Below are 23,392 nucleotides of genomic sequence, written 5' to 3'. Positions count from 1 at the left end.
CTCCCTAATTCAAAATGTGACTACTTACCGACTACTTGCCAGACCAAGCTCTGCGGTGTCCGACTGTCTTCACTGAGAAACTCTACCTCGCGTGGCGACAAGAGACCTGCGCCTTTGTGGGCGAGAGCGTTCCGCAAGTAAGACTGACGTAACGCGTCCATGCTGAGCTCTTTAAATTGCAGCAAGTTAGGGTGCGAGGGGATAATGATTGATTTACCGGGGACGCTCCCCCGCGGGTCACCAGAGGACAGGGCGATACCTTGTGACTCTGCAAAAGCGAGCTGAGCACTAGGGTGTTTACCTGCCCCTGTGTACTCGGTCTCTTGCACCACGATTACTTGGTCCTCATCCATAGTTTGCGCCAGGGCGAAGGCAGCCGCCAAAGAAACATTGCCTGCCGGTCCGCGCTCTAGGCCTTCGAGCTGTGCTAACATTTCGGTGGCATAAAAGACCTCACCTTGAGTGACAGTACCGAAACGGTCGAGGTAGCGGAGCGACCTCGCCGCATTACGCGGCACATCGGCGCGGTCCGGCCAAGTGGTAAAGGGAACAGAGAACCCCGTATGCCCGGTCGTGAAGGATTTGCGATTAAAGTCGCTGTCGCTCGCCATATGTAGGCCACCTAGGTCTACGCTTGCACCGATGACACAGCAGGCCTCGGCCCCCGCCTTTTTGAGGCCGCGCGCTGTGCCAGTGACATTGCCGCCCCCCGCATGGGTAATGACCACGGCATCGGGGTCGCGGCCTGTCCGCGCACGCACCTCGGCCACAATTTCTACTCCTAGAGTCTCAATGCCGGCAATTCCATAGGGCGTGTAAAGAGAAGCGTTAAAGTAACTGGTCGTATCAAGCACTTGCAGAAAAATAGCGAAGAGCTCAGGACCCACCGTAAGCTGTACTACTTCTGCCCCGTACGCTTCGCAGGCACGGCCTTTTTCTAGTATTTCGGGCTGGCCGAGACCTTTGCTGTCGTACACTTCTTGCACGATAATCGCTCTAAGCCCGCGCATGGCCGCCTGGGAGGCCACCGCTGCGCCATAGTTGCCAGAGGTAGCCGCCACGACGCCGGCGTAACCTAGCTTGGCGGCATGATAGACAGAAATCGCGGCGCGCCGCGCCTTAAAGCTGCCGCTTGGGTTAGCGGCCTCGTCTTTAAGAAATATACGGGCCCCCTTGCCAGGTGGGGCATACTTACGAGCTAGGCGAGTGATTTGCCGCAGTTCCAGTAGCGGCGTGTTGCCCACACCCGTCTCGAGTTGAATGCGCCGTATCTCATCTAAGGTGTACCCGGTGTTATTCATCATGCTTTCGTAGTCAAAGGCTAAGCCGCCCTGTTCATGCTTCTCGTAGGCAAAACCTAGTGCCTTAGCCGTAATTTCTCTCTTCTTAGCGATGATGTCTTTGTAGCTCGTCATGACCGCAGTTCCTCCCGCAGGAAGCCACCAATGGCCAAAAGTAAAGGCTGCGGCCGCCCAAAACTATGCGTATGGACGGGCTCCAAATCGACTAAGGTCCCCGACAGAGTACGTCCCGATAGCGTCTTAACGCTTAGCTCTGCCCCTAGCGCGACACTAGCCATGGCAAAGCCTTTTACTCTGGCCACCACGGGCACTGTCTTGCTACTTTCGGGCAGCTGCTCGGCCCGCTCAGCGGGGGTCATGGCCACCCAGGCAATTTCGACCCAGCTGCCGACCTGACTTAACACCCCTTGCTCGCCTCCACCAATTGGCTGATATCCCCCATGAGAGCGCGCGGAATGGGTAGGTCAGACATAGTGCGTAGCCCAGGCGCGGCATTAATTACGGCCGGAATCATATTCACGGTCATGGCTATGGTGCCGATGCCACCTGGAATCTCAGGCTTTATGGCCATGTTGATATTGGGTGTGCCGGTGACAAAAATATAGTCTCCAGTCTCAATCTGCTCTGTTTCGGGCCTTACTTGCTGCGGATGCTCGAGTGTAATGACCAACTTGTCCCCACTGTAGGCATAGGCAATATGCTTGCAGCCAGCGACCATGCCCGGCTCTACTTTTACATGGGGCGTTTCGCGATAGGTGTGTGAGACGATGGCCTCTTTAACTTCTTCAATGCGGTCTATTTTAAGGCCAAGTGCCGCAGCGATAAGGCTAATGGATTCCGGAAAGCCGACATGGCCGACGATGTTGCCAGAGGCAATACCAGCATTAAAGTCGGCTAGAGTGGTGCCTACGCCTTGGGTGCGCATTACTGTGGGACCAAAGGGCGAGAGGTCATTAATGCGCACAGCCTTAATGCTCTCGACATGGGTGCATACCCCTGTTAAAGCGATGATGAGCGAGTCGAGCACAAAACCGGGGTTAATGCCGGTGCCGAGCAATGAAACGCCTGCTTGCTTAAACATCTTGTCTAGCTTTGCCCCTAGCTCGGGCTCTTGCGCCTGTGGGTAGGCCATTTCTTCAGCGATGGTGATACAGTTCATCTTGGCCTTGGCGACGAGCTCAAGTTGCGGAAAGACCTCGCGAGTGAAAGAACCGGTAGAGACCAAGACAATGTCTGCGGCCCCGGGGACGATTACCTCGGCGGCGTCGCCCTTGACTGTGATGTCGAGCGCTGAACCGCCAAGAACCGTCCCTAGCGATTTTCCCACCTTGTCGGGATGAAGGTCGATAGCCCCGACAATCTCCACCCCCTGTTTTTGCAGTAGTAGCCTAGCCATGCCACCACCCATTGCTCCTAGACCCCAGAGAATCACTTTTACCTTAGCCATATTTAGTCCCCCTTCTGTGCGGTTCGTAGACTTACCGCAATCTCATATATATTCTAGCAATTATCATGCCAACAAGAGAGAAATTTCATCTGCGTTTGCGCATTTTTTCATGGGTATGCGCCTTTATGCGTTTCTGCATGAAAATAGCGCCGATATTTCGGCGTGTTGCGCCTAAATTTGGGCACATGGTCGGCTAGGGCTGGTGCCAGTAGTGTAAGAGACCGCCAAATATCGCCGCGGCCAGCTGCGCCCGATAATCTGCGCTCGCCAACAGTCTGGCCTCCGTGGGGTTAGAAATGAACCCCACCTCCACTAGTACCGCTGTGCAGGCACTCACGCGCGTTATATAGAAGTCGCCTGTGGCTATCTGGCGCGTGGTGTTCTGCAAATGTTCGCGCAGGACGTACTGAATCGTCTCCGCCAAGCGCCGGCTTTCGGGGGCATCCTGATGATAAAAGACCTGCGCCCCCGACCAACGCGCGGAGGCCATACTATTAACATGAATCGAGATCAGCACTCTAGCATTACTGTCGTTAATGAGCTTTACCCGCCGCTGTAAGTCTTGGCGCTTACGCTTCGAGTACTGCCGCCCAAGTGCCGCATCACTTAAGTCTATGTCAGTCTCCCTAGTCATCACCACGGTAGCACCGGCAGACTGTAGCAGCGTACGTAGCCTGAGGGCAATGTCTAGCACTATGTCTTTCTCTAGCAGGCCGTCCGGACCAATAGCCCCGGGGTCGACGCCACCGTGACCTGGGTCAACGGCGATTACTTTGTCTGCGAGAGGAGTGCAAATGGTGGCCACTGGGCGCGAAGTATTAACGAGAAACAGAGGCCCCAGCAAGACGACGAGGGATAACAGCAAGAACAATAAACGTCTTAACACTTGCACCTTCGCCCCCTGACCATAGATAGTGCATATCTATGACGAATGCGCGTCAAACAATACTCCCGGAGTCAAAGTCTCGGCAAAACAAAAAGCCACGGGATAAACCCATGGCTTGCTTGATTTAACGTTTGGAGAATTGGGGTGCACGACGAGCTTTTTTCAAGCCGTACTTTTTGCGCTCAACCATACGGGGGTCACGCGTTAAGAGTCCCGCTTTCTTGAGTGTGGGACGCATGGCCGCGTCGACAACGATGAGAGCACGGGCGATACCATGTCTAATGGCCCCCGCCTGCCCAGAAACACCACCGCCATGCACTAAGGCGATGACATCGTAGCTACCAGTGGTATTGGTTAGGACGAGGGGTTGACGCACAATTAGCTTGAGCGTCTCTAGCCCGAAGTAGTCATCGATGCCTTTGCGATTGATGACGATGTTCCCCGAGCCAGGCACTAGACGAACTCTTGCCACGGACGTCTTCCGGCGACCTGTGCCGCGATATTGTAGTGTAGCCAATTTTACCTCCTCCTTTCCTAACCTCTCATGGTCCAAACTTCGGGCAATTGTGCGGCGTGGGGATGTTCTGTGCCCTGGTAGACTTTAATCTTCTTACCCTGGGCACGGCCGAGGCGGTTATGTGGCAGCATGCCTTTAACAGCCTTTTCGATGACGAATTCGGGCTTGGTCTTCATCAACACGTCGTAACTCGTGGCGCGAAAACCCCCCGGATAGCCAGAGTGGCGATTGTACATCTTTTGCTGCAGTTTCTTTCCTGTCAGTACGACTTTGTCGGCATTAATAACGATAACAAAATCGCCAGTGTCAAGGTGGGGGGTAAACTCGGGTTTCAATTTGCCGCGGAGAATAGCAGCAACCTCACTGGCGAGGCGTCCGAGTGACTGGCCGGTAGCATCAACTACCCACCACTTCCGCTCCACTTCACCTTCTTTGGCGATGTAAGTGCTACGCATGGGGTTCCCTCCCTAAAAGGTTTGTCAAATTTATAAACGTAAAAGGCTTTGTCCGGGGCTCAATCGGACGTCTACTATTCTATTATCTCCGCGCGGCCTTGTCAACATAAGGGCTCGTCATCGTAGATAACTTCTACCAAGTACAAACCCTGCGCGGGGGCCGTGACGGGCGGGCGCGAGCGGTAGCCGGTGGCAAGGGCGGAGGCAATGTCCTGGATCGTCAGCTTGCCCAGGGCGACACTAACGAGGTCGCCTACTATGATACGCACCATGTGGTAGAGAAATCCGTCCCCGCTAAAGACGAGGTCGCATTGTTCTCCCCGCCTAGTAAGCTCCGCCCTAGTAATCGTGCGCTCCGTCGTCAAAGCACTACTTCCTTTGGCGGCAAAGGCACGAAAATCGTGGCGGCCGACAAAGAGAGGCAAGGCACGCTCTATGGCGTCTAGGTCAAGGTTTGGGGGCAGACGGTAGGCGCGGTGCCTAGCGAGCGGGCGCGGCGACGGCGACAAAAGAAGCCGGTAAACATACACCTTGCCCTGCGCCGAGAAGCGGGCATGCCAGCTATCACTGACGGCCTCGGCTGACAACACCTTGACGTCACTAGGCAGGAGCGGATTGAGTGCGGCGGCAAAACGCCCGGGGGGAATCTTCGTCTCTAGCTGGCAGTTAGCTACTTGAGCCAGGGCGTGTACACCACTATCCGTTCTACCTGCCCCGTGCAGCCTAACTGTCTGACCGGTGAGGGCGGCAATGGCGTTCTCCATCTCGCCCTGCACCGAGCGTTGCCCTGGCTGGAGCTGCCAGCCACAGAAGTCCGTACCGTCATACTCAATAACCAGTTTAAGATTCATTAGAGATAACTCACATATAGAGCTAGGGCAGAGAGTGCCGCGAAAAGCACCCAAGCGTAGCTGTCAAGCATGGTGTAGCGCAGCACTTTAAACTTAGTTCTGCTGTCCCCGCCACGATAGCACCGCGCCTCCATGGCCATAGCCAGCTCATCCGCCCGCCTAAAGGCCGAGATAAAGAGAGGTATGAGGAGGGGCAAAAGGGCTTTGGCTCTTTTCATAAGGCCACCGCTCTCAAAGTCTGCGCCGCGCGCTAACTGTGCCTTCATTATCTTCTCGGCTTCTTCAATAAGGGTAGGAATAAACCGCAAGGCAATGGTCATCATCATGGCTAACTCATGTGCCGGCAAGCCCACTCTTTTAAATGGTTTCAAGACATATTCAATGGCGTCGGTGAGAGCAATAGGTGAAGTCGTCAGGGTTAGTACCGAGGTCGATAACACTAGGAGCACTAGCCGTGCGGCCAAGAGCAAGCCCTGATTGATGCCACCGGAGTAGACCGCGAGGAACCACCATCTAAAGAGCACGACACCCTCACGCGTAGAAAAAATGTGCAGGACTATGGTCAGTGACAAGATGATGAGAATGGGGCGCAAGCCACGTGCCACCATGCCTAGAGGCAATTTGGCCGTAAGGATGGTGAGCAGGGCCGCCAGCCCTAAAATACCATAAGTCACCCAGCCGCCACGCACAATAAACAGCACCATGATAAAGCTAAAGGACATCAGGAGCTTGGTGCGTGGGTCGAGGCGATGTACCGCACTACTGCCCGGCAGGTACTGCCCGAGGGTAATATTCTGCTTAAAGCTCAAGCGCGCGCCCTCCTCTCGCCGAAGGCTTGGGCTATGGCCTGACGCGCCTCTTCGAGGGTCAACGCTACCTCTGGCACCGCCCAACCCCGCTGCCGCAGTAGTTGCAGCACCTCGGTAGCCTGTGGTACGCCGAGACCTATGGCCTTAAGTGCCGCACCATGCGCAAAGACCTCGCGTGGCGGGGCATCATGAATTACTTGTCCCTCGTGCATGACTACAAGGCGATCGACTAAGCGCGCCACATCTTCCATGCTGTGCGAAACCAAGATCACGGTGATGCCGCGCTCGCGATGAAGCTCCCGGATGCGGGCTAGGATTTCATCGCGGCCGCGGGGGTCTAGCCCCGCGGTAGGCTCGTCCAAAATAAGAACCTTGGGGTTCATGGCTAGGACCCCAGCAATAGCCACGCGCCGCATTTGCCCGCCAGATAACTCAAAGGGTGAGCGCTGCTTAATCTCAAGTGGCAAGCCCACAGTCAAGATGGCGCTGTCCACACGCGAGGCAAGCTCTAGCGCGGGCACACCCTGATTCAGGGGGCCAAAAGCCACATCGGCCGCGACGGACTCGGCGAACAACTGATGCTCGGCGAACTGAAACACTAGGCCGACTTCCTGTCGCAAGCTTTTTAACTTGACGCCCTTAGCGGTAGTCACTAGACCATTGACGGTGACTGTGCCAGAGGTAGGCTTAAGCAAACCGTTTAGCATCTGCACCAAGGTGGACTTGCCCGAGCCTGTCTGCCCGATAATGCCGACAAACTCACCGTCATTAATGGTCAAGTTGATGTCCTTCAAGGCGTGCTGCTGAAAGGGGCTGCCCTCGGCATAGACGAAGCTGACCTGTTCTAGTTTAATTGGCATAGTTCGTCGACCAACTGAGCTGCCGTCAAAACATGTTGCGGTAGAGGCAGCCCACTCCTCTCCAGTTCTATGCCCAGCTTCGTGGCTACAGGTACATCAAGACCTAAGGACTCGAGGAGCTCGTACTGGCAGAAGACTTCTGCGGGCGAGCCAGAAAGCACCACCTGGCCCTCATCAATAACCACGACACGGTCTGCTCTAACTGCTTCGTCCATGTGGTGGGTTATTAGAACCGCCGTCATATGCTGCTCCTTGTTGAGACGCAGGATGGTGTTCATCACTTCGGCCCGGCCGATGGGGTCGAGCATGGCAGTGGCCTCATCTAGCACAATAACCTTAGGGCGCATTGCCAACACCCCAGCGATGGCGACACGCTGCTTCTGCCCACCAGACAATAGGTGGGGGGCATGGGTGCGTAGCGCTTCCATACCGACCTGGCGAAGTGACTCGTCAACACGCTCGATAATCTCTTGGGTCGGTACGCCAAGGTTCTCTGGCCCAAAGGCGACATCTTCTTCGACAATGGTAGCCACAATCTGATTATCTGGGTGCTGAAAAACCATGCCTACCCTTTGGCGCACAGCCCACAAGAGGGCCTCATCCCGCGTGTCGAGGCCCTCTACTAGTACTCGCCCGCCAGAGGGTAGCAGGATGGCGTTAAAATGCTTGGCCAGCGTGCTCTTGCCAGAGCCATTGCGACCGATGACCGCGACAAATTCACCCTGCTGCACCTTTAAATCAACTCCCGCGAGAGCAACAGTGTCGCCCTCATGTCCGCGATAGCTATGCTTGAGGTCTTCTACCTCGAGAATTGTCATACCCGTTCACCTCCCCTAGGGATGTGGGCATCACCGAAATCAGGGCCCATAAAAAAAGCTGGTGGGGGTTACTCCACCAGCTCAATAATGGCCTGCGGTGCCGCATCGCCGCGGCGCACGCCTGACTTCATGATGCGAGTGTAGCCACCCTCGCGGTCTTTGTACTTAGGCGCAATCTCTGTAAAGAGCTTAGTCACTACATCTTCATCAAAGATGTACGACAACGCCTGACGGCGGGCATGTAAATCGCCACGCTTGCCCAAGGTAATAAGCTTTTCACTGATGCGCTGCACTTCGCTGGCCCGGGTCTCGGTTGTTTCCATGCGACCTAAGCGCAACAAAGTAGTTGCCAAGTTGCGCAGCAAAGCGCGACGGTGATTAGTTCTGCGCCCTAATTTGCGGTAAGACATGTCATTCCCCCCTTACTCTTCGGCTTTAGTAAGATAGAGTCCAAGTTCAGCGAGCTTGTGCTGCACTTCCTCTAACGACTTTTTACCCAAGTTGCGTACTTTCATCATTTCGTCTTCTGTCTTACTCGTGAGCTCGTGGACCGTGTTGATGCCAGCGCGCTTTAAGCAGTTAAAGGAACGAACTGATAGATCTAGTTCTTCTATGGCCATCTCCATAATGCGATCCCTAATGTTCTCGGCCCTGTCTACCAAGGTCTTGGTAGACTCCGCCTTCTCTGTCAAACTGACAAAGAGGTGCAGATGGTCGCTCATTATTTTCGCGCCAACACTCACGGCCTCTTCGGGGCTCAAACTACCATCCGTCGTGACTTCTAGAATAAGCTTGTCGTAGTCCGTATGCTGGCCCACGCGCGTATTCTCGACGCTGTAGTTGACCCTTGTAACAGGCGTGAACACTGAGTCCACTGGTATGACGCCTATGGGCTGTTGATGTTTCTTGTTGCGCTCCGCAGGCTTGTACCCACGTCCCCCGATAGCCGTCATTTCCATGAACAGTCGAGCGTCCTTGTCAAGTGTGGCAATAACCAGTGAAGGGTTTAAAACATCAACATCGGAATCAGTTATGATGTCCGCTGCCGTTACTATGCCTTCGCCGACCTTCTCAATGCGGAGAGTTTTTTCTCCGGGCGAATGGATGCGCAAACGCAGCGTCTTAATGTTTAAGACGATGTCGGTCACGTCCTCAACGACGCCAGGCACGGTCGAAAACTCGTGCAACACGCCTTCGATCTTAATAGAGGTGACAGCAGCTCCGGGTAGAGAAGAAAGTAGTATCCGACGCAAGGCATTGCCTAAGGTGGTGCCATAACCGCGCTGCAGCGGCTCCACCACAAACTTGCCGTACGTGGTCGTTCCTTCTTGGCGAGTCACCCTGGGTGTTTCCATTGCCAATTCTAACATTTAGGCGATTACCCTCCTTACTTCCCTGACTGTTCCGGTCTGAGGGTGCCCTATCTCGAATATCTCTCCACAATAAGGTGCTCGCGTACTGGAATATCGATGTCTTCTCTCTTTGGCAGCCCAGTGACACTTACCCTGAGAGCTTGCGGCTCCAAAAGGAGCCAAGGCACAACCCGACGCCCCTTCATGTTGTCGGCAACCCCTTCAAAAACAACGAGTTTGTGGCTCTTTTCGGCTACAGCGATTACATCGCCTTGCTTTACGAGGTAGGACGGAATATTGACGCGGCGTCCGTTGACGATAAAGTGACCATGGCGCACTAGTTGGCGACCTTGGCTACGTGAATCGGCAAAACCTGCCCGCATCACTACGTTATCTAGTCTTAGCTCAAGGAGCTGCAACAGTCTTTCGCCGGTGATACCCTTTTCCCGCGCTGCGGTAAAGAAGTACCGACGGAACTGACGCTCAAGAACGCCGTAAATGCGGCGGGCTTTTTGCTTTTCGCGCAGCTGTATACCATACTCAGTGGGTTTCTTGCGTCCTTGTCCATGCTGGCCAGGCGCATACCCGCGACGGTCAATGGCACACTTGCCTGTATAGCAGCGAGTGCCCTTTAAGAAAAGCTTTGTTCCCTCGCGTCTGCAGAGCCGGCATACCGGACCTATATATCTTGCCATTATGCTTTCCTCCCTCTCCTAGACGCGACGCCGCTTAGGCGGCCGGCAACCATTGTGTGGTACAGGGGTTACGTCTTTAATAGAACTTACTTCGAGGCCAGCGGCCTGGAGGCTACGAATTGCGGCCTCGCGACCAGAACCAGGGCCCTTAACGTGAACTTCTACTTCACGCAAACCTTGATCCATAGCTACCTTGGCGCAGTTTTCGGCAGCAATTTGCGCGGCGAAAGGCGTACTCTTACGAGAACCCTTGTAGCCAGCATTACCGGCCGATGACCAGGATAAGGTATTGCCGGCCTTGTCCGTAATGGTCACCATGGTATTGTTAAATGTCGACATAATATGCGCCACGCCAAACTCGACGTTTTTGCGTTCGCGACGCTTTACTTTAGCTGCAGCTGTTTTACGTTTTGCCATGCGCTTCTCCTCCTTCGACTACTTACGCTTCGCACCGACGGTACGGCGTGGGCCCTTGCGGGTGCGAGCATTAGTCTTTGTGCGCTGCCCACGGACAGGCAGACCGCGGCGATGGCGCAAGCCACGGTAGGAACCAATCTCGATAAGTCTCTTGATGCTGGCAGTAACTTCGCGCCGCAAATCCCCTTCAACAGGGAATCCTTTGTCAATCGTTTCTCTAAGCCGAGCTACTTCTTCCTCGGTCAGATCACGCACGCGAGTGTCAGGGCTCACCCCAGTCTTGGCGAGAATATCACTCGAGCGACTCCGGCCAATTCCGTAAATGTAGGTGAGTGCAATCTCAACACGCTTTTCCCTCGGCAGGTCTACACCTGCGATACGAGCCATCTGTTTAATGCCACCTCCTGTTTTTGCTGCGAGATACTATCCTTGTGCTTGCTTGTGTCTAGGCTCCTCGCAGATAACCATGACACGCCCTTTACGTCTAATCAATTTGCATTTTTCGCACATACGCTTGACGGAAGGCTTGACTTTCATTGGGGTACCTCCTTGTGGGGGACAGCTCTACTTGTAGCGGTAGATGATGCGTCCCCGGGTTAAATCGTATGGTGAAAGCTCTAGTGTCACTGTATCCCCCGGCAGAATGCGGATAAAATTGATGCGAATCTTACCGGAAACGTGAGCCAAGATCTTGTGGCCGTTGTCAAGTTCAACTCTAAACATAGCATTCGGCAAAGCTTCCATTACCTTGCCTCTTACCTCAATAACATCATCGCGCTTAGTCAAGCTCTCGACCTCCCTCGCTCAGCATCTCGTGAGTATTTCAGGGCCACGTGGCGTGATGACCACGGTGTGCTCAAAGTGAGCACTGCGACTGCCATCCTTGGTCACGACAGTCCAGTTATCGGCGAGCACATTCGTCTCATAACCTCCGACGTTTACCATAGGCTCAATAGCCAGGACAAGACCCGGTGACAGTTTAATGCCCCGCCCTGGGCGCCCGTAATTAGGCACCTGGGGATCTTCGTGCATGGCCCTGCCTATGCCATGTCCCACATACTCGCGGACCACGGAAAAACCGGCTGTTTCAGCGACGCACTGAATGGCGTATGAAATATCTGACAGCCTCTTGTCTGTTGTACACTGCCGGATGCCTGCCTCTAAAGCCTGAGCGGTAGTCTCGATTAAGCGTCGCGACACGGCGTCAATCTCCCCAACGGGCAAGGTAATGGCCGCATCAGCGAAATACCCATTCATTTCCGCTCCGATATCGATGCTAATAATATCGCCCTCTTTTAGGACTTTCAAACCCGGAATACCGTGTACAATTTCATGGTTTACCGATGTACAAATGCTAGCAGGATAACCGTGGTACCCTTTAAAGGCAGGACGCGCCCCCCGGTGAGTCATGAGGCTTTCGACGCGAGCATTTAATTCGCCAGTACTTACTCCGGGGCGCACCAGGCGCTCGACTTCGGCTATAGCCTCGGCCACGACCTTACCGGCCTGCCGCATCATGACAAGCTCACGCTCCGATTTAAGACTGATCATGGAGCCTTTCGGCGAGCACTGTCCTAAGTCGCTCTGTCACCTCAGAAATCGGCAGAAGTCCATCGATGTTCCTTAGTTTCCCGGTTTTTTCGTAGTATTCGAGCAAGGGTGCGGTCTGACGAAGATAGACCTGAAGTCGGGCTAAGGCCGTCTCTTCGCTATCATCAGAGCGCTGATACAGTGTTCCGCCACACAGACCACAGTGCTGTCCCTTTGGAGACGGATTAAACATAGTGTGGTAGGTGGCCCCACAACTTTTGCAGACCAAGCGGCCTGTCAAGCGCCGGATTAACTCGTCGTGCGGCACCACAATATTTATCACCAAAGAAATGTCGCGCTTTAAGCCATTGAGAGCTTCTTCTAGTGCCAGTGCCTGCGGAATAGTGCGGGGAAAGCCATCGAGCAAGAATCCAGATCGCGCGTCCTCTTGTCCAAGCCTCTCCCTAACAATACCTATGGTCACATCATCGGGCACCAATTGTCCGCTATCCATGTAGGACTTAGCTAGCAGTCCAAGGGCAGTGCCGCCCTTGACCGCGGCGCGAAGCATGTCACCAGATGAAATATGAGGTATGCTGAGCTCTTGGCAGAGAAAGGCAGCTTGTGTACCTTTCCCCGCCCCGGGTGGCCCTATGAGAATAATGTTCATATCTGACATCTCGTTATCCTACTTCATGAAACCACTGTAGTGGCGCATGACGAGGTGCCCCTCAATTTGCTTCATTGTCTCTAGCGCCACACCAACTACGATGAGTAGCGCTGTGCCGCCTAGCCCGATGTCGATACGCACCACACCAGAAAGAATGAGGGGCAGTATCACAATCGCCACCAAGAACAGCGAGCCGACGAGGGTGAGACGGGTGACAACCCTGTACAAGAAATCCGCCGTAACTCTACCTGGGCGCACGCCGGGTATTGCGCCGCCGTGCTTTTGCATATTTTCAGCTAGCTCTTTCGGGTTAAACTGCACGAAAGTATAGAAGTAGCTGAAGACAAATATTAGAACCACATAGAGTATATTGTGGAACGCGCCACCAAAGCGGAACAACTGGGCGATACTTTGTGCCCAAGGGTGCTGCACAAATTGCGCAATCACCTGTGGAAACATGAGTAGTGACGAAGCGAAAATGACAGGAATAACACCAGCCTGATTCACTCGCAGAGGAATATGGGTGGTCTGCCCACCGTACATCTTGCGCCCTACAACACGCTTAGCGTACTGCACAGGCACGCGCCGTACTCCCTCTTGCACAAAGACCACACCGGCGATAACGACGAGGGCCAGTATGCCAATCAGTAACACGGTGAAAATATTGAGCGTACCTGCCTGCACGAAAGTGACCAAGCCAGCTAAGGTGCCGGGCATTTGCGAGACGATGTTGGCGAAAATGACCAAAGAAATGCCATTGCCAATACCCTTCTCGGTAATCAGTTCGCCTAGCCACATAATCATCATGGTGCCGGCGGTAAAGCTTAGTGCCGTGAGCACATTATTGGCGATGCCGCGTGCCAGTACCCCTTGGCTAGCCAAGCCAGCGGAGGTAGCGATGCCTTGTACAAAGGCCAGCACTACTGTGGCATAGCGTGTGTATTCATTGAGCTTCTTGCGTCCCTCGTCGCCTTCTTTAGCGAGCTTCTCCCAGGCGGGGATAATTACTTGGAGCAAGTTGACGATAATGCTCGCCGTAATGTAGGGACCGATGGTTAAAGTAAAAATAGAGAGATTGGCGAGAGCGCCCCCTGAGATGACGTCAAGAAGACCAAAAAGTCCTCCCTGACCTTCGAGAAACTGTGCCATGGCCTCGCGATTGGCCCCGGGCACCGGAATAAAATTACCAAGGCGGATGATGAGAAAGATACCTAGAGTATAGAGTATGCGTTTACGCAGTTCCTCTATGCGCCACATGTTGCGCAAACTCTCAAGCATCTAAATCACCTCCGCTTTTCCACCAACAGCGGTAATTTTATCTTTAGCACTTTGGCTAAAGGCGGCAGCCCGTACGGTAAGCGCCCGTGTCAATTCACCCATGCCGAGAATTTTAACCCCGTCGAGTGACTTTCTGACTAAGCCTACTTCCTGCAGGGCGCAAAGATCTACTACGCTGTCTGCCGGAAAGACATTAAGATCGTCAATCTGCACCAGTGCGTAAAAGGTCTTGAACTTGTTGTTGAAACCACGCTTTGGCAAGCGCCGGTAGAGAGGCATCTGACCGCCTTCAAAGCCGGGACGCACACCACCGCCGGTGCGGGCCCACTGGCCCTTGGTACCGCGTCCGCTGGTCTTGCCCTTGCCTGAGCCATGACCACGGCCGACGCGCTTGCTGGTTAAACGTGAACCTTCTGCCGGTTGTAGATTATGCAGTTTCATGCTTGCACCTCCAGAGACACAACCTTGACCAGATGAGAGACCTTCTTAAGCATACCGCGGATAACAGGGGTATCTGCTTGCCGAACGGTACTGTTGGTCTTGGTGAGGCCGAGAGCACGACAGGTGTCGCGCTGATCCTCTGGCCGACCAATGAGGCTCCGCGTCAGGGTAATCTGTAATGTTGCCATTTGCTTAGCCTCCTTAACCGAGGAGATTCTCCACGGAAATACCGCGGAGTTTGGCTACTTGCTCTGCAGTACGCAGAGACTTTAGGCCTGCCAAAGTCGCCTGCGCCATGTTCATGGCATTAGAAGAGCCTAGTGACTTCGTAAGAACATTGCGTACGCCCGCGAGCTCCAAAATCGCCCTGACCGCACCACCCGCGATAACACCAGTACCCAATGAGGCTGGCTTCATGAGCACCTTGCCGGCGCCCGCTGTGCCGATGACTTGATGGGGGATGGATGTTTCCACGATGGGTACATATACCAGGTTCTTTTTGGCGTCTTCATTGGCCTTACGAATGGCCTCGACAACTTCTTTCGCTTTCCCGAGGCCGACGCCGACATAACCCTTGCCGTCGCCAATTGCCGTGAGCGCGCTAAAACTAGCATCGCGGCCGCCCTTACGAGTCTTACTGACTCTCTTGACCGCTATGACTTTCTCAGTCAAATCTAAAGCTTTAGGATCGATGCGTTCCAATGTTTTCCCTCCTTACTGCTGCTAGAACTGAAGTCCGGCTTCGCGCGCGGCTTGCGCTAGCGCAGCGATGCGACCATGATAGAGGTAGCCGCCGCGGTCAAAAACCACATACGTGACTCCGGCAGCGAGAGCCTTCTCGGCCACAAGTTTGCCGACCGTCTTAGCCGCCTCGATATTGCCGCCTGGCTGACCCGAAAGCTCCGGGCTAAGGGTAGAAACGCCAACAAGAGTATGTCCTCTTGTGTCATCAATAATTTGCGCGTAGATGTGGCTAGAACTGCGAAAGACATTTAGCCTTGGGCGCGCAGTGGTTCCAGACACACTCTTACGAACGCGTAAATGACGCACTTTGCGAAGCTGATTTTTATCGCCCTTCTTAAACACCGTTGACTCACTCCTTTCCTTGCCCGTTCACTACTTGGATGTCTTACCGGCTTTGCGGATTATCTTTTCGCCGACATAGGCTATTCCTTTGCCAAGATATGGCTCGGGCTCCCTAACACTCCGAATAGTGGCGGACACCTGCCCCACGGCTTCTTTGTCGCAACCCGACACCGTGATCAGCGGAATGTTGCCGAAAGGAGGCTTGGCCATGGTCTCGGTCTTAAATTCCACGCCTGCGGGTGGGTTGATCTCTACCGGGTGAGAATAACCCACGGTGAGAACAAGTTTCCCGCCTTGCACGGCAGCACGCCAACCCACACCGGCAGCCTGCAGCTTCTTCTCAAAACCCTTGGTAACGCCCTCTACCATGTTGGCAATAATGGTGCGAGTTACGCCATGCAGTGATTTGTGCAGGGGGCGCTCAGATAGGCGCTCCACTACTACTTCGTTCTCTAGAACTAACACTCGCACTTCAGCGTGCAGCTCACGGGTGAGCGTACCCTTGGGACCTTTAACCACTATGGTCTGGCCGTTCAGGTTAACCTCAACCGTCGGCGGCACCACAATTGGTTTCTTGCCGATTCTGGACATGTTGTTACCTCCCTACCAGACGTAGCAGATGACTTCTCCACCAAGGCCCTTGGCCCTAGCTTGCTTGTCGGTCATCAGCCCCTGCGAAGTTGAAACAATGGCAATACCTAGGCCCCCGAGAACACGGGGTAGTTCGTCTTTGCGGGCATACACACGCAGCCCAGGCTTGCTGATTCGCTTCACACCGGAAATGACGCGCTGCTTATTGGCCCCGAACTTAAGCACGAGACGCAACATACCTTGCTTGTCATTGTCTTCCCAGGTGTAATCACGAATAAATCCCTCTGTCTTCAATATCTCAGCAATACTCTTCTTCATCACTGAGCCGGGTACATCCACACTATCGTGGAGTGCATGGTTGGCATTGCGGACCCTTGTCAGCATGTCAGCGATAGGATCTGTCATAACCATTACGTATTGAACCTCCTTCCTAAGTGAAGGGCCTTACCAGCTGGCCTTCTTAACGCCGGGAATTTGACCCTCATGGGCAAGTTCACGGAAGCAAATTCTACAAGTTCCGAACTTACGCATGTAGGCGTGTGGACGACCACAAATGCGGCAACGATTATACCCGCGCACAGCAAATTTTGGTTCCCGAGCTTGCTTGATAATCATCGACTTTTTGGCCACATTTTCTCCTCCTTTGCTTACGCGCGGAACGGCATCCCTAGCTGGGTCAGCAATTCCTTTGCTTCCTCATCAGTCATTGCAGTTGTCACAATAGTAATATCCATGCCCTGAACGTGGTCCACTTTATCGTAGTCGATTTCAGGGAAGATAAGCTGCTCTTTCACGCCCACAGTGTAGTTACCGCGGCCATCAAAAGATTTGGGAGACACACCACGAAAATCTCTTACGCGTGGCAGGTTGATGTTCATGAACTTATCAAGAAATTCATACATCCGCTCGCCACGGAGTGTTACCTTAGCGCCAATGGCCATGCCCTCGCGCAGCTTGAAGTTCGAAACGCTCTGCTTAGCCCGGGTGATAACCGGCTTTTGCCCGGATATGAGCCCGAGGTCCTTAGCAGCGGCGTCGAGAATCTTGCTGTTGCCCACCGCTTTGCCCACTCCCATGTTCAAAACGACTTTCTCGAGGCGGGGAATTTCCATGGAGTTCTGGTAGCCGAATTTTGCTTGCAGGGCAGGCCGCACTTCACTAAGGTACTTTTCCTTTAACCTTGTCATGGCTAGCCCTCCTTCCTACTTGTCAATGTTCTCGCCGCACTTTTTGCAGGTGCGAACGAACTTGCCATCATTCATCTCTTTATGAGAAATCCGAGTCGGCTTCTTGCAGCTCGGGCAAATCACCATGAGGTTAGAGCTGTGTATAGGCGCCTCTTGCTTAATGATGCCGCCTTGGGCCACATTAGGAGCGGCTTTGCGGTGACGGCTGACGATGTTTACGCCTTCTACCACCACGCGACCTTTCTCGGGCGAGGCACTCACAACTTTGCCTTTTTTGCCTTGGTCCTTACCGGTTAGAACAAGAACCTGGTCATCTTTACGGACATGAAGTTTCACGATACTTGGCACCTCCTCTGCATGGGCTAGAGCACTTCCGGTGCGAGAGAAATTATTTTCATAAAGTTCTTCTCCCGGAGTTCACGGGCCACCGGGCCGAATATACGGGTCCCGCGAGGGTTGTTGTTCTGGTCGATGATGACGGCGGCATTATCATCAAATTTGATGTAAGACCCATCCGTGCGACGGGAGTCCTTGGTGGTGCGGACGACAACGGCTTTAACGACATCGCTTTTTTTAACAACTCCGCCGGGCGTTGCTTCCTTTACGGCAGCAATGATGATATCGCCCACCCTAGCGTAGCGACGACTGGTACCACCCAGAACCCTGATGCAGAGGATCTCTTTGGCTCCAGAGTTATCTGCAACCTTTAATCTCGTCTCGTTTTGAATCACGACGATTATCCCCTTTCCTGTATGCAGGGTCTATTCTGCTTTTTTAACAATCTCCACTAAACGCCAGCACTTTTCTTTGCTGAGAGGTCGAGTCTCCATGATTTTGACGGTATCGCCTACACGAGCGTCATTGTTCTCATCATGTGCCTTGTACTTCTTAGTCTGCTTAACGATACGACCGTACAGGGGGTGAGACACCATTTGCTCGGTGGCCACAACCACAGTCTTGTCCATCTTGTCACTTACCACAACGCCCTGACGGACTTTGCGCAGGTTTCTTTCTTCCACAGCGAAACCTCCTTCCTAGCCGATGTTGAGTTCGCGCTCGTGGAGAATAGTCTTCACCCGAGCAATTGTCTTACGAACTTCCTTAATCCGCATGGGGTTTTCCAGTTGACCGGTTATAAGACGGAAGCGCAAGTTAAACAGTTCGCCCTTAAGATCATCGATCTTCTGGACTAGTTCTGCGTCATTCATATCGCGAATGTCTTTAACCTTCATTTACTTCACCACCCACGTCCACACGTGCCACGAACTTTGTCCTAATGGGGAGCTTGTGCCCGGCGAGGCGCAGTGCTTCTTTGGCTGTTGCCTCATCGACACCGGCGATCTCAAACATGATGCGGCCAGGCTTGACCACAGCTACCCAGTACTCGGGAGAACCTTTACCGCTACCCATACGGGTTTCGGCAGGCTTTTGCGTCACTGGCTTATGAGGGAAAATACGAATCCATACCTGTCCACCACGCTTGATGTAGCGGGTCATGGCCACACGAGCGGCCTCGATCTGACGGCTGGTGATCCAGGATGCCTCCAACGCTTCTAGTCCATACTGCCCGTGGGCAATAGTGGCTCCGCCCTTGGTGCGCCCCTTCATTCTACCTCTGTGTACCTTGCGATACTTGACTCTGCTCGGCATTAACATGATTTACGCGCCTCCCTCTGCTTCCACCTTGCTTGGCTTTGGCAGAATCTCACCTTTGTAAATCCACACCTTAACGCCGATTTGGCCGTAAGCTGTATGGGCTGTGGCAACACCGTAGTCGATGTCTGCACGGAGAGTATGCAGGGGAATCGTCCCTTCACGGGCCCACTCGCGACGGGCAATTTCAGCGCCATTCAAGCGACCACCCACGGCCACGCGCACGCCCTTGGCGCCACTGCGCATGGTGCGACCCATAACCTGACGCATGGCTCTACGAAAAGCGATACGCTTTTCAATTTGCGCAGCCACGTTCTCGGCGACTAACTGGGCACTGAGTTCAGCTGTTTTGATCTCCATGATGTTCACGTAGACTTGTTTCTTAGTGAGTGCTTCAAGGGCCTTACGCAGATCTTCTACGCCGGCACCACCGCGCCCGATTACCATGCCTGGCTTAGCAGTATGAATGAACACGCGTACAATATTGCCCGTGCGCTCAATCACGACTTGGCCTACGCCAGTGGCATAGAGCTTCTCTTTAATGTAGCGGCGAACTTTGAAGTCCTCAAGGAGCAAGTCGGCGTAGTTCTTTTCAGCATACCATTTGGACTCCCAGTCCCTGATAACGCCAATGCGAAATCCCTTGGGATGTACTTTTTGACCCACGCTGCAATACCTCCTATCTTTCCTTTACCACGACCGTGATGTGGCAGGAACGCTTGAGAATTTGGTACATACGCCCTTGGGCGCGAGGATGCCAACGTTTAAGAGTAGACCCGCTATCCACAAAAGCCTCTTTTACATAGAGCTTGTTGATGTCTAGCTGTAAGTTGTTCTCAGCGTTAGCTGCGGCGGAATTCATAACTTTCATAATCACTTCTGAGGCCACCTTAGGTGTAAACCTCAAAATATTGGCCGCTTCAGCGACGCTTTTGCCACGTATGAGGTCAATGACAATGCGCGCTTTGCGAGGGGCAATGCGAATGTTGCGCGCAATAGCTCTAGCTTCCATTCCGTATCCCTCCTACTTCAACGTTGTAGACCGCTCGGTGTGACCACCGTGGCCTTTGAAAGTGCGGGTAGGAGCAAATTCGCCAAGCTTGTGCCCAACCATTTCTTCACCGACATAGACTGGTACGTGCTTGCGCCCATCGTAGACAGCAATGGTGTGACCAATCATATCAGGGAAAATAGTCGACGCCCGGGACCAGGTCTTTATGACCTTCTTTTCTCTCTTGTCATTCATACGTCTAATCCTAAGCAGCAGTCGTTCTTCGACAAACGGGCCCTTCTTTACAGAACGCGACATGACCTAGCCTCCCTTCCCTACGACTTACGGCGACGTACAATATACTTGTCGCTCTGGTTCTTCTTCTTGCGGGTCTTGTGACCAAGTGTAGGCACGCCCCAGGGTGTAACCGGGCTCTTGCGGCCAATTGGTGCACGGCCTTCGCCACCACCATGGGGATGATCCACTGGGTTCATCACCACACCGCGGACGGTGGGACGCTTGCCCAACCAGCGGGAACGGCCAGCTTTACCGATGGAGACGTTCTCATACTCAAGGTTGCCGACCTGACCAATGGTGGCGCGGCAGTCGATGTGCACTAAACGATCTTCGCCCGAGGGCAAGCGCAAGAGAGCGTACTTTCCTTCTTTGGCCATCAGCTGAGCCGAGGCACCAGCCGAGCGAACCATTTGCGCGCCCTTGCCTGGCTTAAGCTCGATATTGTGAATCACTGTGCCCACCGGGATCTTGTGGAGAGGCAGGGCATTGCCGGCCACTATGTCCGCATCCAGACCACTTACAACCTTGCTTCCTACTTTTAGACCATGGGGAGCGAGAATGTAGCGCTTCGCACCATCGGCATAATGGAGGAGTGCAATATAGGCGGTGCGATTGGGATCATATTCCACAGTAGCGACTGTCGCGGGGATACCATCTTTATCACGCTTCCAGTCGATTAGGCGGTACTGGCGTTTGTGACCACCACCCCGATGTCTAACAGTGATACGCCCGTGGCTGTTACGCCCTGCCTTTCTGTTCAACGGGGCGAGCAGAGAGCGCTCTGGTACGGTACACGTAACCTCGTCAAAACTCTCTACAGTCATAAAGCGGCGCGCGGGTGAAGTGGGCTTAAACTTCTTCATAGCCATTTTGGTTGTCCCTCCTTTTCAGGAAAACATCTTTAAATTATCGCGCCCCTACAATTAGACTGAGTCAAAAATAGGGATGCTCTTGCTCTTAGGGGTTAGCTTGACGATGGCTTTCTTCCAGTCTGAACGGTAACCACTATGCACACCGTGGCGCTTGAACTTTCCGGCTACTCTCATCGTGTTTACTGCCTCAACCTCTACTTTGAAGAGGAGTTCGACCGCCTGGCGGATTTCCGTCTTATTGGCTCTCGGGTCGACGGAGAAAACATACTTGCGCTCTTCCTGCAAGGCAGTGGTGCGCTCACTGATGATCGGCTTCTTGATGATATCTCTGGCGTCCCGCATTATACGAGCACCTCCTGTACCTTGAGAACTGCATCCTTCGTCATTACTAACTTGTTGCAGTTTAAGACATCGTACACATTTAATCCTACGGCCTGCTGCGTAACCACACCGGGTATATTGCGGCAAGATTTTTCGACGTTCTCATTGCGTTCGCCTAAAACGAACAGGGGCTTCTTGGCAATCTGCAAATTCTGCAGAAGTTCCGTCACCGCCTTAGTCTTGGGCATGGCTAACTCGAAAGTGTCGAGAACGATGAGCTCACCTGCTTGAAGCTTGCTCGTGAGAGCTGACTTTAGGGCGAGTCTTCTTACCTTGCGCGGAAGGTCAAAATTGTACTTGCGGGGGGTTGGACCGAAAGCGATACCGCCACCTACCCAAATGGGCGAACGGCGACTGCCTGCCCGGGCGCGCCCTGTACCTTTTTGCTTCCATGGTTTACGCCCACCACCGCGAACCTCGGCCCTATTCTTCGTATCATGGGTGCCTAGGCGCTGTCCGGCTAACTGTTTGAGAACGGCCAAATGCAAAACGTGTTTGTTAACCTCGATGCCGAAAACGGCGTCAGAGAGTACCAACTGCTCTACAATTTCACCTTTCACATTGAATACATCAACAGTAGGCAAAGCGTTTATCCTCCTTTCACCTGCCTGAGTGCTAACTTAGGCTAGGCCTTGACGCTGTTTTTAATTGTAACGAGAGAACCTTTAGGACCAGGAACAGCACCTTTGATGAGTAGCAAATTGCGCTCTTCGTCCACCCTGACAACTAGCAGGTTCTGCACAGTGCGGCGAAAACGACCGTGCTGCCCAGGTAACTTGCGGCCAGGAAAAGTGCGCGCACCAGCACGTGAGGACAAGCTACCTACGCCGCGGTGGTACTTAGAACCATGCGTCATCGGACCGCGGCCAAAGCCGTGGCGTTGTACCACGCCGGTAAAGCCCTTGCCCTTAGAAGTGCCTGTTACGTCAACTGCCTCGCCGGAGGCAAAGGTGCTGGCCAGTAGTACCTGACCAACTTTGTAATCGGCAATGCTCTTTAAGCGAAACTCGCGTAGAAAGCGGTGTGGCTTGACGCCGGCCCGCGCAAAGTGACCCTTCTCAGGCTTCGTAGCGCGATTTTCTTTAATCGGCATAAAGGCCACTTGAATAGCGGCATAGCCGTCTGTTTCCTTGGTCTTAATCTGCGTAACCACGCAGGGACCAGCTTCGATAACCGTTACGGGAAGAACTTCGCCAGTAGGTGCGAACACCTGGGTCATGCCTAGCTTCTTCCCCAAAATTGCTTTTTGCATCTTTACTTACACCTCCATACATTGGTTCCCCCTCGGGGAACTTGTATTGGTTCCCATTGGGGGAACTTGTATCTCTGCAGACTAAAGCTTAATTTCTATATCCACACCCGCAGGAAGGTCTAGACGCATCAGCGCATCTACGGTCTTGTGGTTGTGCTCCACGATATCAATGAGACGCTTGTGCGTCCGCATTTCGAACTGCTCGCGGATGTCTTTTTCGACGTGAGGCGCTCGCAGAATGGTGAATAGATTGCGCTCTGTCGGCAAGGGAATCGGTCCCGAGACTACGGCGCCGGTGCGCCGGGCAGTTTCGACGATCTTTTCCGCTGACTGGTCGAGAATTTTGTGGTCAAACGCTTTAAGCCTGATGCGGATCTTTTGCTGTGCCATGTCTTATTCCCTCCTCATTGCCCTCAGAATTACCCCCACCCATGGCCATGGGGCAACCTCTGGGGAGTATTATGAGCCCGGCAGGTGGTTTGGCGCCACCTGCCGTGGCTTAAGTCTTTAGAGCAATACTTCGGTAACTACACCGGCACCAACGGTACGGCCGCCTTCGCGAATGGCGAAGCGCACACCGGGCTCCATAGCGATAGGAGTAATAAGTTCTACCGTCATGGTGATTTTGTCGCCAGGCATAACCATCTCCACGCCCTCGGGCAGGTTGAGTACGCCAGTGACGTCGGTGGTGCGGAAGTAGAACTGCGGGCGGTACCCGTCAAAGAAGGGCTTGTGGCGTCCGCCTTCTTCTTGTG

General features: G+C 53.7%; 42 protein-coding genes. All 42 read right to left on the bottom strand.

The window, feature by feature from the left end:
- Positions 1 to 20: 20 nt before the first annotated feature.
- On the bottom strand, positions 21 to 1,415 hold the full coding sequence (locus tag KGZ92_03170; GenBank protein ID MBS3888290.1) for a PLP-dependent lyase/thiolase: 1,395 nt from the start codon (positions 1,413 to 1,415) through the stop codon (positions 21 to 23).
- Positions 1,412 to 1,660 (bottom strand): 2-amino-4-ketopentanoate thiolase, encoded by a 249-nt coding sequence (locus KGZ92_03165; GenBank protein MBS3888289.1) that lies wholly within the window; start codon positions 1,658 to 1,660, stop codon positions 1,412 to 1,414. Before KGZ92_03165 ends, KGZ92_03170 begins: the two co-directional genes overlap by 4 nt.
- Before the next feature lie 38 nt (positions 1,661 to 1,698).
- Positions 1,699 to 2,748 (bottom strand): NADP-binding protein, encoded by a 1,050-nt coding sequence (locus tag KGZ92_03160; GenBank protein MBS3888288.1) that lies wholly within the window; start codon positions 2,746 to 2,748, stop codon positions 1,699 to 1,701.
- A 193-nt stretch (positions 2,749 to 2,941) separates the two neighbouring features.
- Positions 2,942 to 3,634, bottom strand: a complete 693-nt coding sequence (cwlD, locus tag KGZ92_03155) for an N-acetylmuramoyl-L-alanine amidase CwlD (GenBank protein ID MBS3888287.1) — start codon at positions 3,632 to 3,634, stop codon at positions 2,942 to 2,944.
- A 124-nt stretch (positions 3,635 to 3,758) separates the two neighbouring features.
- Positions 3,759 to 4,151 carry a 30S ribosomal protein S9 gene (gene rpsI / locus KGZ92_03150; GenBank protein ID MBS3888286.1) on the bottom strand — a complete coding sequence of 131 codons (393 nt, stop codon included), beginning with the start codon at positions 4,149 to 4,151 and terminating at the stop codon, positions 3,759 to 3,761.
- 17 nt (positions 4,152 to 4,168) lie between these two features.
- Complete coding sequence (gene rplM / locus KGZ92_03145) at positions 4,169 to 4,606, bottom strand: 50S ribosomal protein L13 (protein ID MBS3888285.1); 438 nt, start codon at positions 4,604 to 4,606, stop codon at positions 4,169 to 4,171.
- 101 nt (positions 4,607 to 4,707) lie between these two features.
- Positions 4,708 to 5,457, bottom strand: a complete 750-nt coding sequence (truA, locus tag KGZ92_03140; GenBank protein MBS3888284.1) for a tRNA pseudouridine(38-40) synthase TruA — start codon at positions 5,455 to 5,457, stop codon at positions 4,708 to 4,710.
- Positions 5,457 to 6,179 (bottom strand): energy-coupling factor transporter transmembrane protein EcfT, encoded by a 723-nt coding sequence (locus KGZ92_03135; GenBank protein MBS3888283.1) that lies wholly within the window; start codon positions 6,177 to 6,179, stop codon positions 5,457 to 5,459. The genes truA and KGZ92_03135 overlap by 1 nt, the downstream gene beginning before the upstream one ends.
- An 83-nt stretch (positions 6,180 to 6,262) precedes the next feature.
- Positions 6,263 to 7,126, bottom strand: coding sequence for an energy-coupling factor transporter ATPase (locus KGZ92_03130; GenBank protein MBS3888282.1), 864 nt, complete (start codon positions 7,124 to 7,126; stop codon positions 6,263 to 6,265).
- Complete coding sequence (locus KGZ92_03125; GenBank protein ID MBS3888281.1) at positions 7,111 to 7,944, bottom strand: energy-coupling factor transporter ATPase; 834 nt, start codon at positions 7,942 to 7,944, stop codon at positions 7,111 to 7,113. Before KGZ92_03125 ends, KGZ92_03130 begins: the two co-directional genes overlap by 16 nt.
- A gap of 68 nt (positions 7,945 to 8,012) precedes the next feature.
- Positions 8,013 to 8,354, bottom strand: coding sequence for a 50S ribosomal protein L17 (gene rplQ, locus KGZ92_03120; protein ID MBS3888280.1), 342 nt, complete (start codon positions 8,352 to 8,354; stop codon positions 8,013 to 8,015).
- A 12-nt stretch (positions 8,355 to 8,366) separates the two neighbouring features.
- A complete protein-coding gene (locus KGZ92_03115; GenBank protein MBS3888279.1) occupies positions 8,367 to 9,314 on the bottom strand; it encodes a DNA-directed RNA polymerase subunit alpha in 948 nt (315 codons plus the stop codon).
- Between the two features lie 50 nt (positions 9,315 to 9,364).
- Positions 9,365 to 9,991, bottom strand: coding sequence for a 30S ribosomal protein S4 (gene rpsD, locus KGZ92_03110; protein ID MBS3888278.1), 627 nt, complete (start codon positions 9,989 to 9,991; stop codon positions 9,365 to 9,367).
- Positions 9,992 to 10,009: 18 nt separating this feature from the next.
- Positions 10,010 to 10,408: a 30S ribosomal protein S11 gene (rpsK, locus tag KGZ92_03105; protein ID MBS3888277.1), complete on the bottom strand. Its 399-nt coding sequence runs from the start codon at positions 10,406 to 10,408 to the stop codon at positions 10,010 to 10,012.
- Between the two features lie 18 nt (positions 10,409 to 10,426).
- On the bottom strand, positions 10,427 to 10,795 hold the full coding sequence (rpsM, locus tag KGZ92_03100) for a 30S ribosomal protein S13 (protein ID MBS3888276.1): 369 nt from the start codon (positions 10,793 to 10,795) through the stop codon (positions 10,427 to 10,429).
- Positions 10,796 to 10,831: 36 nt separating this feature from the next.
- Positions 10,832 to 10,945, bottom strand: coding sequence for a 50S ribosomal protein L36 (rpmJ, locus tag KGZ92_03095; protein ID MBS3888275.1), 114 nt, complete (start codon positions 10,943 to 10,945; stop codon positions 10,832 to 10,834).
- Positions 10,946 to 10,972: 27 nt separating this feature from the next.
- Positions 10,973 to 11,194 carry a translation initiation factor IF-1 gene (infA, locus tag KGZ92_03090; protein MBS3888274.1) on the bottom strand — a complete coding sequence of 74 codons (222 nt, stop codon included), beginning with the start codon at positions 11,192 to 11,194 and terminating at the stop codon, positions 10,973 to 10,975.
- A gap of 18 nt (positions 11,195 to 11,212) precedes the next feature.
- Positions 11,213 to 11,959, bottom strand: a complete 747-nt coding sequence (map, locus tag KGZ92_03085) for a type I methionyl aminopeptidase (protein MBS3888273.1) — start codon at positions 11,957 to 11,959, stop codon at positions 11,213 to 11,215.
- Positions 11,946 to 12,608, bottom strand: a complete 663-nt coding sequence (locus tag KGZ92_03080; protein MBS3888272.1) for an adenylate kinase — start codon at positions 12,606 to 12,608, stop codon at positions 11,946 to 11,948. Before KGZ92_03080 ends, map begins: the two co-directional genes overlap by 14 nt.
- Before the next feature lie 18 nt (positions 12,609 to 12,626).
- A complete protein-coding gene (gene secY, locus KGZ92_03075; GenBank protein MBS3888271.1) occupies positions 12,627 to 13,886 on the bottom strand; it encodes a preprotein translocase subunit SecY in 1,260 nt (419 codons plus the stop codon).
- Complete coding sequence (gene rplO / locus KGZ92_03070) at positions 13,887 to 14,327, bottom strand: 50S ribosomal protein L15 (protein MBS3888270.1); 441 nt, start codon at positions 14,325 to 14,327, stop codon at positions 13,887 to 13,889.
- Positions 14,324 to 14,515: a 50S ribosomal protein L30 gene (gene rpmD, locus KGZ92_03065; GenBank protein ID MBS3888269.1), complete on the bottom strand. Its 192-nt coding sequence runs from the start codon at positions 14,513 to 14,515 to the stop codon at positions 14,324 to 14,326. The genes rplO and rpmD overlap by 4 nt, the downstream gene beginning before the upstream one ends.
- 13 nt (positions 14,516 to 14,528) lie before the next feature.
- A complete protein-coding gene (gene rpsE, locus KGZ92_03060; protein ID MBS3888268.1) occupies positions 14,529 to 15,029 on the bottom strand; it encodes a 30S ribosomal protein S5 in 501 nt (166 codons plus the stop codon).
- Between the two features lie 21 nt (positions 15,030 to 15,050).
- Positions 15,051 to 15,413, bottom strand: coding sequence for a 50S ribosomal protein L18 (gene rplR / locus KGZ92_03055; GenBank protein ID MBS3888267.1), 363 nt, complete (start codon positions 15,411 to 15,413; stop codon positions 15,051 to 15,053).
- Positions 15,414 to 15,443: 30 nt separating this feature from the next.
- Positions 15,444 to 16,004 carry a 50S ribosomal protein L6 gene (rplF, locus tag KGZ92_03050; protein MBS3888266.1) on the bottom strand — a complete coding sequence of 187 codons (561 nt, stop codon included), beginning with the start codon at positions 16,002 to 16,004 and terminating at the stop codon, positions 15,444 to 15,446.
- 12 nt (positions 16,005 to 16,016) lie between these two features.
- Entirely contained in the window at positions 16,017 to 16,415 is a 399-nt protein-coding gene (gene rpsH / locus KGZ92_03045; GenBank protein ID MBS3888265.1) for a 30S ribosomal protein S8, read from the bottom strand.
- A 33-nt stretch (positions 16,416 to 16,448) separates the two neighbouring features.
- A complete protein-coding gene (locus KGZ92_03040) occupies positions 16,449 to 16,634 on the bottom strand; it encodes a type Z 30S ribosomal protein S14 (GenBank protein ID MBS3888264.1) in 186 nt (61 codons plus the stop codon).
- 17 nt (positions 16,635 to 16,651) lie between these two features.
- The gene (gene rplE / locus KGZ92_03035) at positions 16,652 to 17,191 is read right to left on the bottom strand and encodes a 50S ribosomal protein L5 (protein MBS3888263.1); all 540 of its coding nucleotides are present in this window, start codon (positions 17,189 to 17,191) and stop codon (positions 16,652 to 16,654) included.
- 15 nt (positions 17,192 to 17,206) lie between these two features.
- Positions 17,207 to 17,530, bottom strand: coding sequence for a 50S ribosomal protein L24 (rplX, locus tag KGZ92_03030; GenBank protein ID MBS3888262.1), 324 nt, complete (start codon positions 17,528 to 17,530; stop codon positions 17,207 to 17,209).
- A 23-nt stretch (positions 17,531 to 17,553) separates the two neighbouring features.
- Positions 17,554 to 17,922, bottom strand: coding sequence for a 50S ribosomal protein L14 (gene rplN / locus KGZ92_03025; protein ID MBS3888261.1), 369 nt, complete (start codon positions 17,920 to 17,922; stop codon positions 17,554 to 17,556).
- 30 nt (positions 17,923 to 17,952) lie between these two features.
- The gene (rpsQ, locus tag KGZ92_03020) at positions 17,953 to 18,210 is read right to left on the bottom strand and encodes a 30S ribosomal protein S17 (GenBank protein MBS3888260.1); all 258 of its coding nucleotides are present in this window, start codon (positions 18,208 to 18,210) and stop codon (positions 17,953 to 17,955) included.
- Between the two features lie 15 nt (positions 18,211 to 18,225).
- Positions 18,226 to 18,423, bottom strand: coding sequence for a 50S ribosomal protein L29 (gene rpmC, locus KGZ92_03015; protein MBS3888259.1), 198 nt, complete (start codon positions 18,421 to 18,423; stop codon positions 18,226 to 18,228).
- Entirely contained in the window at positions 18,413 to 18,847 is a 435-nt protein-coding gene (gene rplP, locus KGZ92_03010) for a 50S ribosomal protein L16 (GenBank protein ID MBS3888258.1), read from the bottom strand. The genes rpmC and rplP overlap by 11 nt, the downstream gene beginning before the upstream one ends.
- A gap of 3 nt (positions 18,848 to 18,850) precedes the next feature.
- The gene (rpsC, locus tag KGZ92_03005; GenBank protein MBS3888257.1) at positions 18,851 to 19,510 is read right to left on the bottom strand and encodes a 30S ribosomal protein S3; all 660 of its coding nucleotides are present in this window, start codon (positions 19,508 to 19,510) and stop codon (positions 18,851 to 18,853) included.
- A 13-nt stretch (positions 19,511 to 19,523) separates the two neighbouring features.
- Positions 19,524 to 19,856 (bottom strand): 50S ribosomal protein L22, encoded by a 333-nt coding sequence (rplV, locus tag KGZ92_03000; protein MBS3888256.1) that lies wholly within the window; start codon positions 19,854 to 19,856, stop codon positions 19,524 to 19,526.
- Positions 19,857 to 19,868: 12 nt separating this feature from the next.
- Positions 19,869 to 20,153 (bottom strand): 30S ribosomal protein S19, encoded by a 285-nt coding sequence (gene rpsS / locus KGZ92_02995; GenBank protein ID MBS3888255.1) that lies wholly within the window; start codon positions 20,151 to 20,153, stop codon positions 19,869 to 19,871.
- A gap of 17 nt (positions 20,154 to 20,170) precedes the next feature.
- Positions 20,171 to 21,001 carry a 50S ribosomal protein L2 gene (rplB, locus tag KGZ92_02990; GenBank protein MBS3888254.1) on the bottom strand — a complete coding sequence of 277 codons (831 nt, stop codon included), beginning with the start codon at positions 20,999 to 21,001 and terminating at the stop codon, positions 20,171 to 20,173.
- 54 nt (positions 21,002 to 21,055) lie between these two features.
- On the bottom strand, positions 21,056 to 21,346 hold the full coding sequence (rplW, locus tag KGZ92_02985) for a 50S ribosomal protein L23 (GenBank protein ID MBS3888253.1): 291 nt from the start codon (positions 21,344 to 21,346) through the stop codon (positions 21,056 to 21,058).
- Positions 21,346 to 21,969, bottom strand: coding sequence for a 50S ribosomal protein L4 (rplD, locus tag KGZ92_02980; protein MBS3888252.1), 624 nt, complete (start codon positions 21,967 to 21,969; stop codon positions 21,346 to 21,348). The genes rplW and rplD overlap by 1 nt, the downstream gene beginning before the upstream one ends.
- Positions 21,970 to 22,010: 41 nt before the next feature.
- A complete protein-coding gene (rplC, locus tag KGZ92_02975) occupies positions 22,011 to 22,637 on the bottom strand; it encodes a 50S ribosomal protein L3 (protein MBS3888251.1) in 627 nt (208 codons plus the stop codon).
- A gap of 81 nt (positions 22,638 to 22,718) precedes the next feature.
- On the bottom strand, positions 22,719 to 23,027 hold the full coding sequence (rpsJ, locus tag KGZ92_02970) for a 30S ribosomal protein S10 (GenBank protein MBS3888250.1): 309 nt from the start codon (positions 23,025 to 23,027) through the stop codon (positions 22,719 to 22,721).
- Between the two features lie 117 nt (positions 23,028 to 23,144).
- On the bottom strand, positions 23,145 to 23,392 hold a 248-nt coding region (gene tuf, locus KGZ92_02965), incomplete at its 5' end, for an elongation factor Tu (protein ID MBS3888249.1).

Source organism: Bacillota bacterium, assembly GCA_018333655.1.
Lineage (GTDB): Bacteria > Bacillota > UBA994 > UBA994 > UBA994 > BS524.
Note: the sequence above shows the minus strand (reverse complement) of the source record. Positions and strands in the feature narration are given on the sequence as shown.

What these genes read in the sequence shown, in the direction of transcription:
- rpsH (MBS3888265.1), bottom strand. Translation starts at nt 16,415, where the DNA reads ATGGTTATGACAGATCCTATCGCTGACATGCTGACAAGGGTCCGCAAT.
- KGZ92_03080 (MBS3888272.1), bottom strand. Translation starts at nt 12,608, where the DNA reads ATGAACATTATTCTCATAGGGCCACCCGGGGCGGGGAAAGGTACACAA.
- KGZ92_03160 (MBS3888288.1), bottom strand. Translation starts at nt 2,748, where the DNA reads ATGGCTAAGGTAAAAGTGATTCTCTGGGGTCTAGGAGCAATGGGTGGT.
- rplP (MBS3888258.1), bottom strand. Translation starts at nt 18,847, where the DNA reads ATGTTAATGCCGAGCAGAGTCAAGTATCGCAAGGTACACAGAGGTAGA.
- KGZ92_03115 (MBS3888279.1), bottom strand. Translation starts at nt 9,314, where the DNA reads ATGTTAGAATTGGCAATGGAAACACCCAGGGTGACTCGCCAAGAAGGA.
- rpmC (MBS3888259.1), bottom strand. Translation starts at nt 18,423, where the DNA reads ATGAAGGTTAAAGACATTCGCGATATGAATGACGCAGAACTAGTCCAG.
- KGZ92_03135 (MBS3888283.1), bottom strand. Translation starts at nt 6,179, where the DNA reads ATGTCCTTTAGCTTTATCATGGTGCTGTTTATTGTGCGTGGCGGCTGG.
- rplM (MBS3888285.1), bottom strand. Translation starts at nt 4,606, where the DNA reads ATGCGTAGCACTTACATCGCCAAAGAAGGTGAAGTGGAGCGGAAGTGG.
- rpsK (MBS3888277.1), bottom strand. Translation starts at nt 10,408, where the DNA reads ATGGCAAAACGTAAAACAGCTGCAGCTAAAGTAAAGCGTCGCGAACGC.
- KGZ92_03125 (MBS3888281.1), bottom strand. Translation starts at nt 7,944, where the DNA reads ATGACAATTCTCGAGGTAGAAGACCTCAAGCATAGCTATCGCGGACAT.
- rplC (MBS3888251.1), bottom strand. Translation starts at nt 22,637, where the DNA reads ATGCAAAAAGCAATTTTGGGGAAGAAGCTAGGCATGACCCAGGTGTTC.
- rpmD (MBS3888269.1), bottom strand. Translation starts at nt 14,515, where the DNA reads ATGGCAACATTACAGATTACCCTGACGCGGAGCCTCATTGGTCGGCCA.
- KGZ92_03130 (MBS3888282.1), bottom strand. Translation starts at nt 7,126, where the DNA reads ATGCCAATTAAACTAGAACAGGTCAGCTTCGTCTATGCCGAGGGCAGC.
- rplF (MBS3888266.1), bottom strand. Translation starts at nt 16,004, where the DNA reads ATGTCCAGAATCGGCAAGAAACCAATTGTGGTGCCGCCGACGGTTGAG.
- rpsS (MBS3888255.1), bottom strand. Translation starts at nt 20,153, where the DNA reads ATGTCGCGTTCTGTAAAGAAGGGCCCGTTTGTCGAAGAACGACTGCTG.
- rplW (MBS3888253.1), bottom strand. Translation starts at nt 21,346, where the DNA reads ATGCGGGACGCCAGAGATATCATCAAGAAGCCGATCATCAGTGAGCGC.
- rplQ (MBS3888280.1), bottom strand. Translation starts at nt 8,354, where the DNA reads ATGTCTTACCGCAAATTAGGGCGCAGAACTAATCACCGTCGCGCTTTG.
- rpsM (MBS3888276.1), bottom strand. Translation starts at nt 10,795, where the DNA reads ATGGCTCGTATCGCAGGTGTAGACCTGCCGAGGGAAAAGCGTGTTGAG.
- KGZ92_03170 (MBS3888290.1), bottom strand. Translation starts at nt 1,415, where the DNA reads ATGACGAGCTACAAAGACATCATCGCTAAGAAGAGAGAAATTACGGCT.
- truA (MBS3888284.1), bottom strand. Translation starts at nt 5,457, where the DNA reads ATGAATCTTAAACTGGTTATTGAGTATGACGGTACGGACTTCTGTGGC.
- rplO (MBS3888270.1), bottom strand. Translation starts at nt 14,327, where the DNA reads ATGAAACTGCATAATCTACAACCGGCAGAAGGTTCACGTTTAACCAGC.
- rplE (MBS3888263.1), bottom strand. Translation starts at nt 17,191, where the DNA reads ATGACAAGGTTAAAGGAAAAGTACCTTAGTGAAGTGCGGCCTGCCCTG.
- rpsJ (MBS3888250.1), bottom strand. Translation starts at nt 23,027, where the DNA reads ATGGCACAGCAAAAGATCCGCATCAGGCTTAAAGCGTTTGACCACAAA.
- KGZ92_03165 (MBS3888289.1), bottom strand. Translation starts at nt 1,660, where the DNA reads ATGACCCCCGCTGAGCGGGCCGAGCAGCTGCCCGAAAGTAGCAAGACA.
- rplV (MBS3888256.1), bottom strand. Translation starts at nt 19,856, where the DNA reads ATGGAAGCTAGAGCTATTGCGCGCAACATTCGCATTGCCCCTCGCAAA.
- secY (MBS3888271.1), bottom strand. Translation starts at nt 13,886, where the DNA reads ATGCTTGAGAGTTTGCGCAACATGTGGCGCATAGAGGAACTGCGTAAA.
- rplB (MBS3888254.1), bottom strand. Translation starts at nt 21,001, where the DNA reads ATGGCTATGAAGAAGTTTAAGCCCACTTCACCCGCGCGCCGCTTTATG.
- rpsD (MBS3888278.1), bottom strand. Translation starts at nt 9,991, where the DNA reads ATGGCAAGATATATAGGTCCGGTATGCCGGCTCTGCAGACGCGAGGGA.
- map (MBS3888273.1), bottom strand. Translation starts at nt 11,959, where the DNA reads ATGATCAGTCTTAAATCGGAGCGTGAGCTTGTCATGATGCGGCAGGCC.
- rpmJ (MBS3888275.1), bottom strand. Translation starts at nt 10,945, where the DNA reads ATGAAAGTCAAGCCTTCCGTCAAGCGTATGTGCGAAAAATGCAAATTG.